This is a genomic window from Massilia atriviolacea, from assembly GCF_003953935.1.
Classification (GTDB): Bacteria; Pseudomonadota; Gammaproteobacteria; order Burkholderiales; family Burkholderiaceae_D; genus Telluria_A; species Telluria_A atriviolacea.
The window spans coordinates 1-10,077 of sequence record NZ_RXLQ01000044.1; the positions used below are offsets into that span (position 1 = coordinate 1).

Genomic DNA, 10,077 nt, shown 5'->3' on the forward strand with positions numbered 1-10,077 from the left:
CTATTGAGGTGTCCGGGCAAATTAGACCACAGCAGTTCGATCTTGATGCTGCTGCACACGAAGTAGCGCAGCCGGTGTCCGTTCCCCAGACTGCTTTTTTTTCGCACGAACACCAAGGTTCCATATGACTGCTAACGATCATTTTCCTCAGGACTGGCCTGCCCACTTTGCGCAAGACGCAAAGGTGTCACCATCCGGTTCCGCGCCGCCATTCGGTCAAGCACTACTCGATTTTACGCGTATGGATTCGACCACGTTCGAGCAGTTCTGCTGGTGGCTGTTGAAGAAGGAACACACTCTCGCCGGGTGTAAGCGCCTGGGCGGGCCAGGCACGGAGCAGGAGGGCATTGATCTCCTCGCATTTAATACCGTCGACACCGGCCGCCTGCGGGTATTTGAGTGCAAGGCCTGGAAGAAATTTACTGCGACCGCGCTGACGGATGCCATCGATGCGTTCCTTAAAGGCGACTGGGCGGGGTCGGCGGACAGTTTTACACTCATACTCTCGCAGCGCGATGCCGGATCGGCGGTGTTGAAGCGTTGGGAACGCGAAAAGGAAAGGCTCAAACGTGCAGGAATCGAAGGCGACCTGTGGACTGCTCATAATTTGACCCTAAAGGTCGAGCGCTATCCAGACATCTTGACAAAGTTTTTCCCGTTCCATAGCGTGGAAACTTTCGCGAACTTGTGGATGGAACGAGTTGCGTTTTATGAACTGGTTATCAAGTCGTTTTTCGACCCTCGCGAAAATGTCGCGCAGTGGGCGCGTCAGCTCATGGGCGATGAGCATTCGCGCGGTGAAACCGATCTTTCTGAACCCGGTCCGGCAAGGCCGGTAGGTGAACCCGATCGCGCCGCACTCACGTGCGAAGAGACCGGGGAATTGTACCGGGCGTCTCCATTTATTGACGGAATTTATCGAAAAATCACGCAGTTTGGAAACAGCTGGCATTTCAAAGGTCCATGGTTCCATTTCAGTGCGATCCTTCCCGATGAGCGTTTCACGCATGCATCTGCCGCAATCACATTCAACCGGCCCGACATGCAGGGCATGGTCCTGACAGTGGATCACACCTGGCTATTGACCCGTTTTCTTTTCAAGATAGGGGCCCCGCTGCAAAGTCTGTGCCGTGATATCGTTCTCGGCGAAGTGCCCAACGAACCTGGTCTGTTTGTACTGGACCTGCCACATTGTCGGCTCTCCCTGCAGGAACCCGGCGTGCGCGAACTGCTCGAAGTAGCCGACCGTCTGACGCTCGCAATGCGTGATGCTTTGATAGCGCTTGAACTGGCATGGTCCGCGCAGCACTTTCCTTTCATGATGCGCGGAGGGAAAAAAGTTGCGCTTGCCGCGATTCCGAAGTCGCTTTGGCATGCAATCGGTCAATTCGCCTTCGAGCACGATGAATCGAAAGGAGATACTGGTTGGCATATGTTTGATGGTAATACCCAGGTGCTGAAACCGTTTCATAAGTTCGCGACAGAGCGATTCGACACCGGATATCACGGCATTTTTTACGCGGATGAGGTCGACGATCTATCCTATAGAGACGAGGTCGTAATACTATGGCAACCGGACGGGCCGCACCCTGAGTTGGGGTGTTCGCCACGCGGGTGGTGGTCATGTGAGGATGCAGCTGCATGGCTCAATGATGCTCTGCTCCCCGAAGTTAAACGCTGGGCTTATCAGCGCAAGTACGGGACAGCCTGGTTGCGGCTTTTCAAGTCGGACAAAGCGGAAGCTTACGCGCATTACCTGGAGGAGACGTTTGTCATGCGCGATCTGCGTGAACAGCCTTTATTGGCCGAAGGCAAACTCACCAGATCAGTAGTTGAGAGCGTACAGGAGCTGCAATCGTTCTTCTATGGGCCCTCGGCCGAACGTTACTACATTCGTCCCGGTGAAGTAGATGCGCTATATGAAGCAGTTGCCGTGGCTGCTAAGGCACGCCGTGGCTACGTAGGTTATGCGCAATCCAAGCTGGAGATTAGGGAAAATTCGGTCGATCACGCCGATCTGATCGTACACATCCGCCAGCACGTCCGTGAGGGGCGGGTTCGTGCGAGCTCGGGGGCTGCAGACGGAGCGTTGCGCGCCTTGTTGGAGATGCTGAGCGACTCCGACGCGCATTTGGATTATGTCGACAGGCGAGCCATAACGGATAGCCTCATCCCTTTCGCAATAATTCTTGATGAGGCAATGTTCATCCGAAGACATACAAAATGGAGCTAACGTGCGCCTTCGCCATCTTTCGGCCCAGTACTGATCACTTTACCGTCGCGCCCACTGGCTTCTTTAAGATCTTGGGGCAAGTCCTTGTTGGCTTTTGCGGCCAGCCTGCGAGCGTATTAACATCGGGTACTGGCCAGGCCAGGCCGGCAAGCTCGAGCAGCCTTTGCGAAAACGCGCCAAAGAAGATCAACGCCTGCTGGTACCCATTAAGCGGTCTTGGCTGGAGTGCGGTGCCGTGTATGGCTATCGCAAGGTCAGCGACGACTTGCGTGAACTTGGCGAAGCCTGCGGCATCAATCGTGTTCACCGGCTGATGCGCTCAGCGGGAACCCGGTCGCAGACGGGCTACGGCAAACGCAAATACAAGCGTGGCGGTGCACCCTCACTGGTAGCGACAAATCACCTGCAGCGCCAGTTCGACGTTGAAGTGGGGCGCGCGATTCACGCCGGAGCAAATGGGAACGAATCCGCTTTGGTCGTTGCTGCGTTATCGTCCCCAACGCTAGGCGGTCGCGGTTTGAGACCGTGGAGCATGGAGCAACGTGATCCGCCGATGACCTTCATTGCGGTTACCGGCTGCTGCATGGACTAGAGCAAACCGACCACGGCAAGTAAAGGGGGCACCGCTACGCGGGATGACCGGCACAAGCGCTTCAATTGTCTATTTTCGAAGCTCGCTTTGCCTGCCAAACCCTCAGTAGTCCGTCATCAGCCCTTAGTCCAAGAAAAACGGCTTTGAGTCCGCTGGAAGGTTCGTAAGCTCGCGACGATTCGTATTTTCGAAGCGTCACCTTAAAAACCAGTCGATGGTTGAGGGTTGACATTGTCGCGGCGAGCCACTCAGGGGATGCCCACAAAATTTCACCATCGTCATGACGGCGATGGCGCCTGTTATCTGGATCGGGCGTCCAGCGACCCCACACCTGGCTTCTCAACGCGAGACTGCCATTGGCATCGCGCCAATTCCCGCTGTTTGGTTCATTTATCAATTTCAAGTTCTTCGTAAGCTCCACTCCAAGACGGGGCCTTTGGGCCGGCCCTTCTGCGGCGATTTCGTCGCCTACGTCGATGCCGAGACCGCGGTTTTCCGGTGCCCAGACCAACGGAAAGAAAGGATTCGCCCGCCGGGAGCGGTCGTCGTAATAACCTTCGTCCCAAAACTCCGGCAGCCAAAGGTCATAGTCTGGTTGCTTGGCAAATGCCATGCACCGACCTGTGGCGCCCCTTCGCTCTGTCAGTGCCGACGTGATGCATACTGATACGCCATCTGGTGAATACCAACGCCCATATAATGGGAACTCGTCGGCAACGGCGTCCTCGAAGCCCAATTTCCGCAGCAACGTTTGTTGATCCTGCAGCACTTCCTTCCTACTAACTCTGTCCCCTAGCAGATTTTCCTTCCCCTGTTGTGGAACAGGATCCTTCCGATCAGACAACCATGAGCCGTCATCGAATGTGAGATCATAACGATCGCGCCACTCGAGCCAAGGTGAGCCACCTCCGGTTTCATAGCTGCGAGTGACAACCGGCAGCTCCCTTGCAAGGTTGGTAGCAACGTCGAGCAACGCATGTCTTTGAATGTGCTCACGGTAGAACTCATATCGATCATCCCTGTCCCACTCGTAACGCTCGCGCCCCGCGAAAAAATCCATTGAGGTAGCACCCGGCCATCGTCGCGCAATCTCAGCCGCGATGGCATCCTCTACCGTGGCACGATGGATATTGAACAGGTGGGCCAGTCCACTAATCTCGCTTTTTGCAAATTCATAGTCGAAGCTAAATTTTGATGTCGGCTTCTTATCCCGCGGATAGGTGTCGCTGGTAACAATCCCATGCGGTGGCTGGTTAATCTCTCTGAGCAACCGCTCCAAGTCCGGGTCGTGTACTTTCCCAAGGCGAATGTTCTCCAAACACCGTGCAATGTGGATTTTGTTTATGACGTGGAGGTCGGTTCGTTGAGCCAGAGCCAGTAGCTTAGGGTAAAGTCCCCCCATCGCTTGTCCGTGCCCCAAGGCGGCGCGCGCAAGCCCCATCAATAACCATTGCTGTGAGTTTCGGAAGGAGAGCTTCCGGTCCGCTGATGTCAAAGTCGCAACTTCACTGTTGTCAAAGCGGTCAAGCAACAATCCAAGTTCGTCGTTGAGTCCCAACTCCACCAGCGTGCTCAGCCCTCTCGCGGCCGTCCAGCGGATATAGCCATCGTCCTCGCCGAGGAGGTGCCAGATGACGTCGGCTACGAACTCTGCCTCAGTGCAATCGATTTTTTGTTCCGGGCGAAGTGGTCCCTCTCCGATCTCGTCTGCGATGCGAGATGTGGGTCCGGACAGTAGTAACTCCAGCGCGTCGAGACCGGCTTGGCCCGAAGTTACGTCACAGAGCGCGGTTGCCAGCTGCAGCCACTCGTCACCGTCCAGCTCGACCTCATTCGCGGAGACCTTGCGGAGGACGAGCTGCAACACAAAACGTTTGTCACCACTAAAGTCCGACAACTGACCGATGTCGCGCGTAATGTTGGAAAATTGACCTTCGAACAGCTCGATACTTTTGCACTCGAAGAGCCGTTCTACCAGTGATTTTGCATTGGAAGCAAGGTGCGTAGTTGAGCTACTCCAGGCGGCAAAACTCTCGGCGAGTATTTCAAGTGACTGACTAAATTTCAGTTCGACAGCTTCGCAGACGGCGAACAAAAAAGCCATGCGCTTAGGGTACGGACACGAAGCACGTAAATCAGCGATGAAGCGTCGCCCGGAAGGGTAGTCAAGTTGGTCGTCCGCCCGGATCTTTTTCATAACATCGTCGATCGAACTCGCTGATGAAGGATCACATTGCGACACCAATGTCGCGATGAGACTCTCAATTTCCTTCTCGCTTGGCTTCGGCAATCGCACGCCCAGTGATTCCCGAGGCGAGTTATTGCGACTATTAAAATCATCCTGCTTGAGTTTAGCCTCTGCTTTGAGGCGTTCAATCGCTGTTAGCTCTTCGGTCGTGATTGCATTTGGGTACCGACTGGCCGTTACCAGCAAGCCGTCCCAAAGAGAGGGCCACCCACCATACGGATATTCAGCGCGCAATTTTTCGATGATGGTCAGAAAGATCCGCCGCTGATCCGCTGGTCCGGACAGTTTCATCAGGTCGGCGACGCCGTCACCGGAACGCCAGTCCCACGACCCACGATCTTCACAAATCGTAAGGATAAAGGCAGCACGGCGTGGATCAAGATGTCCATTCTTGGCCAGAAAGCACGCAAGCTGCGGTAATCCGTACGACAGGTCTGCTACGTCCTGGTCGTGCCAGCGCACAAGTTTCGCTATTGCCGGAAGGCCAATAGAATTGGCCGCAGCCCTTCCGAACAACGTCCATCCGAACTTGCCTGGCTCATGACTTACTATGGTCTGGCAAAGGTTCATGAGCCGCTGGGCCAGCGCGGGCTTTAGGAAACCGCCCTGCTGGACGCTTGCAAACTGGAGCAGGGAGTAGATCTGCGCGTAGCTCTCGCCGCCCATCTGGTCCAACTGGGCCAGACCTTGTTGGTAGTACTCACGGGCCTCCTCAATCCCCATGGGCACAAGAGACGCAGCGAGTTTCACATAGAAATCGCCTCGCTGTCCAATGTCGTCATCCTGGCGGATTTGTTGCGCGATGTCCTGCGCGAATTCACCTGCAAGTTCTTGGAGAACTGGCCGCTGAGCGAGCTGACCTAACACGTCGATCTTTTGCTGAAGTGCGAACCTTCCTGAGGAAATCAGACTGAGCAAGTTCTTGGCTTGGTCGGTCGAAATCGTGGGAGCATGGTCTAGCAGGATGCGGACGCCGCCTAGCCCGACGGCGCTGACGAGCAGATCAGCTGCACTTTCATCCCTCCAGTGTTTGTTTTTGTGTACTTGCTTGCTCCAACCGTCTAGAAAGCTACTTACTATCGCGTTCGAGATGCCTTCGCCGGAAAGGACAGCGACCTCGATTGGACGCATCAATTTAAGCGCACGCTCAATTCCTTCGCTGATTGCCTCACGTTCGCTGTCGCTATACCTCACCTTGCCCTGGCTCTTCTTGCCTTTTTTTCTTGAGCCGGCGCCAGCTGGTTCGCGCAGCTCCTTCAGAAGCGCCATCAGCTCTGCCTTGGTCGCGACAGCCTTTGCCAGCTTAGTAACTTCCACGTCCTTCGGAAGAAGGTCATGATAGGCGACGGGCCTTCCAGCGGACCACGCGCGTACACAGGCGCCGAGGATCGGGGGCCAAGCCCTCGAGTTTCCGTGACGCTCGCCGTAGTCGTACGCCGAAGGGCGGGTGAGCGGCGCATGGCGCATGATCGCTGCGGCGGCGGCTCGCGTGCTATAGAAGAGCGTTGTCAACGCTGCGTGCGCAATGGCACCAACCTTCATTTTCTCGGCATCAACACTAAAACTTTCTTCCTCGTCATCGTCGGCAACAGCGGGCGTTCCAATCGCTTTCGACAGCGCCTTCACCTGCTGCTTACTGAGACAGCGGGGACGCGTTAGGAGTCGCAGTTTGAGTGCCTGCGATGTGCATTGGTCGCTTGCGGCAAAAAAGGCAAAATCCTGCAATACCCGCGTTCCGCTTACTTGATCGAACAGCTCCACCAAATGGAGGAGTGCATTGCTAGCGGACATTGCGAAACGATAATTCCAGCGCACCAAGTTGCGGTCTACAGTGGCAAACTCGCCTTCAGCAACATGCTGGAATAGCACCGCCGCAAAATCATCGACCTCTGGGCCGACGTGGCGGCGATGCTTCTCGTCGCGCGGTTGTGCAATATGCCAGTTAATCCATCGGACTGTGCTCCCGCACTGGACTTGCGCTTCTTCAGTATCCCCAGCAAAGCGGTACGCGACCGTCAACCGTGCACTTCTGGCACCGCGCCATCCCGAGCGATCTGAAAAAAGGCGTCGATAGGAGTCAGCACCGCCAAGTGCAATCGAAAGCGCCGGTGAGCTACGAATGAACGCGTCGCCGCGCATGTTGGCCGTCTCAACTTGAGCCAACCGCATGCTAAGACCGAGCACGCGGTCGAGTGAATTTTCGGCTACCGCCAATCGAAAGGCGGCACGAAGTCGTGCGAGCGTTAACCTACGGCGACCGAACTCCGACTGCACCGATATAGGAAAATCGGTTGAATCGGCGAGCGCGAATGCCCTGTCACTATCGCGGATGACGACTAAAAAGTGCGGCAGCGCTTCAGCGGCATATGCAGATGTTGCCTGCGAAGTCATAAGGCGGTCGGCAATAACTCTTTGGGCTTCTGGTCGCGCAGAATATGTCTCCCGCACGTACGTTTCGGTAGGCTCATCCCGAAAGATCGCACCGTGCGAGGTGATTTCAAGCATGGGAGCTAGGTCCGATGCGGCGGAATTCACTTGGGCGGCGGACCAGCTTAGCGCGGTCGCCAGTTCCTCAAGGGGAATCGGTGGAGGAAGGAGTGACAGCGCGACGAAAAATTCAATTACCTCTGGATCCGCCCATCCCGCGACATGAAGATCAGAGACAATCGTGGTGCAACGTTGCGCGATAATTTCGTCGACCGTGATTGGAGCGGACTTAGCTTTGCCGAGGATATTCGAATCCCAAGTCTGAACGAGGTAGTCGAGAACACGCGCGTTTCGGCTGGAGCGCACCAAAGCCGTTGCCAACTCCACGGCCGAAGCACCTGGCTTGCGCTCGTTCAGAAATTCGCGGGCTTCGGTATCGGTAAATGGCCCTAGCTCGACCTCATTCACCGTGGTGCGACCAATGACCTTGTCCTTACGGTGCGTCCGCGCAGTAAAAAGCACCTTCACGCCGTCGTTTGCATCCTCGTCGATAGCCGAGAGAAGAAGCTTCGGAAATGCATCTTCGTGTCGGCAGTCTGCCTCTAGCTGCGCGTTATCGGCAGCGTCGATGATGATAAGCAAACCGAGTTTTTTCGACTGAGTCCTGATCGCCGCCGCCGCTTGTGCGAGTCGTCTGCGTGCGGCCTTGATGATCTTACGGCTGTCATCTCCGCCCGGAAGCATCGGATCACAAAGCGTCCGTGCGGCTAGTTCGTTGACGATTTGCACCAACCCGATTTTTGGCAGGTGGCGTGAGTGATTGTCCGAGCGATAGGAACCGCCGCCGAAGCAATCAAAAATGACGATCTCAAACTCGCTGGATATTTTGGAAGCGAGGCTTTGAACAAACACGGTTTTTCCCACTCCGCCCTCGGCGTGGAGAAAGACCGGCAGCGCGGAATCCTTGATCAAATTACTGACCGTTAATAATTCTGCTCGTTCAACGACGGCACCCACATCGATGAAGCGGGTATCTGCCGGGAAAAGGTCATCTGGCTCGCAATCGAGCGCATCCAAAACATCTTCCCGATAGATTAGATTTTTTGTTTGACCGCTCGGGCCGGCCTTCTTGAGGACAAGCTCCTGGAGGCCGAGCAACCGGCCCCGGGCCTCCGAATCGGCGCCGGCCGACCAGTCGGTAAGTGTTCGCCTGAGTGCATTGTCTTGACCCGCAAGGTCTTTCTCTCTAGCCCTAAATGCCAATCGCGAGAAGAGACGGCTTGCGTCGAATAGACCGCGTGCGGAGCACCACTTGCTGATATTGCGTGCTTGCGTGGCTGCGTCGGGGTCTGACGGCTTCGTACCCTTGACGAGGGACGTTATAGCTTGCCAGAGAGTTGGCTTGAATTCTGCGTTTGTTACGAAGAAGAACGACAATTTCTCATCAACTTCGGCAGCCGAGAACTCTTTTTCGTAGCCGAGGATAGTATCAGAGAACTTCTCGATCGTTTTTTTGAGATAGGCCGCAGTAACGGCCACATCGCGAATCTTGTACTTGAACTGTACGGTCTCGAGCCGTTCGCAAGTCTCAAAATTGTCGCCGCGTCCATAATATAGGACCAGGTCAGCCACCTCCTCGGCGCTCGCTCCCGGCCTGGCAGCTTCTGTTGACGAAATCCCCTCTACGGCCATAGCAAATAGAGAGTCATTCGGGAAGACCAGCTGCAATGCTCGCCGAGCAGCCCACCGCTCGTGGAAAGTGTGGCCTGCGCGTGATGCACGGACCGTATCAATGTCGTCTTTGATGCTTGGCATTATTGTTTTTCGTTTTTGTCCGGACAGGGAGGGGCTCGTGCATTACAGCAATTTTACACCGTCGTGCTGGACAGCAATGCCACGCGAGCAGCAACCCGCAATCTCCAGCTCGGTTTACTGGCCAGGTGCGATTTCGGCCTTTTTTGTTCCGATGCATGGAACCTGCGACACAACGCCAAGCAAGCTCGGCCGCCGAGTTGTCAATTGCGACTTTGCTGTCAACGCAGGAGCGCCTCGACTAACACGTTACGCATTTCGGCCAGATACCGTTTCAGGCCGTGCTACACCTCACGGCTCTCGTCGTCGGCGTAGAGGTTGCTGGTCCGTTCGATGGGCAGCTTGAGGCAGTAGGCGCGCAGGTCGCTATAGTCGTTAGGCGTGTATCTCGGCGCCGGCAACAGAATTTCGTATTTCGGGCATCTGGGACTCGTTGTCGAGGCGCTGGGCCGACCTGCCCGCAGAGTCATCCCGCATCGGGCCTTGGTCATATTTTGCAGCGACGAGATCCTTAACGCAACCAACCTCGAACACCATTTCAGAATATATTCGTACTCGTCCCGTAAAATTTGTGGAACTTAGCCTTGTTTAAGTTTTTGAAAGATGGTTAGACATGGTCTCCTAGCGCTAAGCCGTTGTTTTGCAAGAGAGCTCGTTTCAGATTATATTAGGACGTAACACTTGTTGTTCAAGCAAAATAAGAACTGAACCCGGCGGAGGCAACGTCAACGTTGCTGTGGTCTAATTTGCCCGGACACCTCAATA

General features: G+C 55.3%; 2 protein-coding genes and 1 pseudogene. 2 read left to right on the top strand and 1 reads right to left on the bottom strand.

All coding sequences use genetic code 11. From position 1 onward, the window contains the following. The first annotated feature begins 124 nt into the window (after positions 1–124). Both EJB06_RS31310 and EJB06_RS32820 read left to right on the top strand, forming a co-directional pair. The gene (locus EJB06_RS31310; RefSeq protein WP_126077943.1) at positions 125–2,233 is read left to right on the top strand and encodes a hypothetical protein; all 2,109 of its coding nucleotides are present in this window, start codon (positions 125–127) and stop codon (positions 2,231–2,233) included. Positions 2,234–2,399: 166 nt separating this feature from the next. Beyond that, a pseudogene (locus EJB06_RS32820) lies at positions 2,400–2,657 on the top strand (IS3 family transposase); the annotation flags it as partial. Between the two features lie 229 nt (positions 2,658–2,886). Here the strand turns inward: EJB06_RS32820 and EJB06_RS31320 are convergent. Then, positions 2,887–9,315: an NACHT domain-containing protein gene (locus tag EJB06_RS31320; RefSeq protein WP_126077945.1), complete on the bottom strand. Its 6,429-nt coding sequence runs from the start codon at positions 9,313–9,315 to the stop codon at positions 2,887–2,889. Positions 9,316–10,077 lie beyond the last annotated feature (762 nt).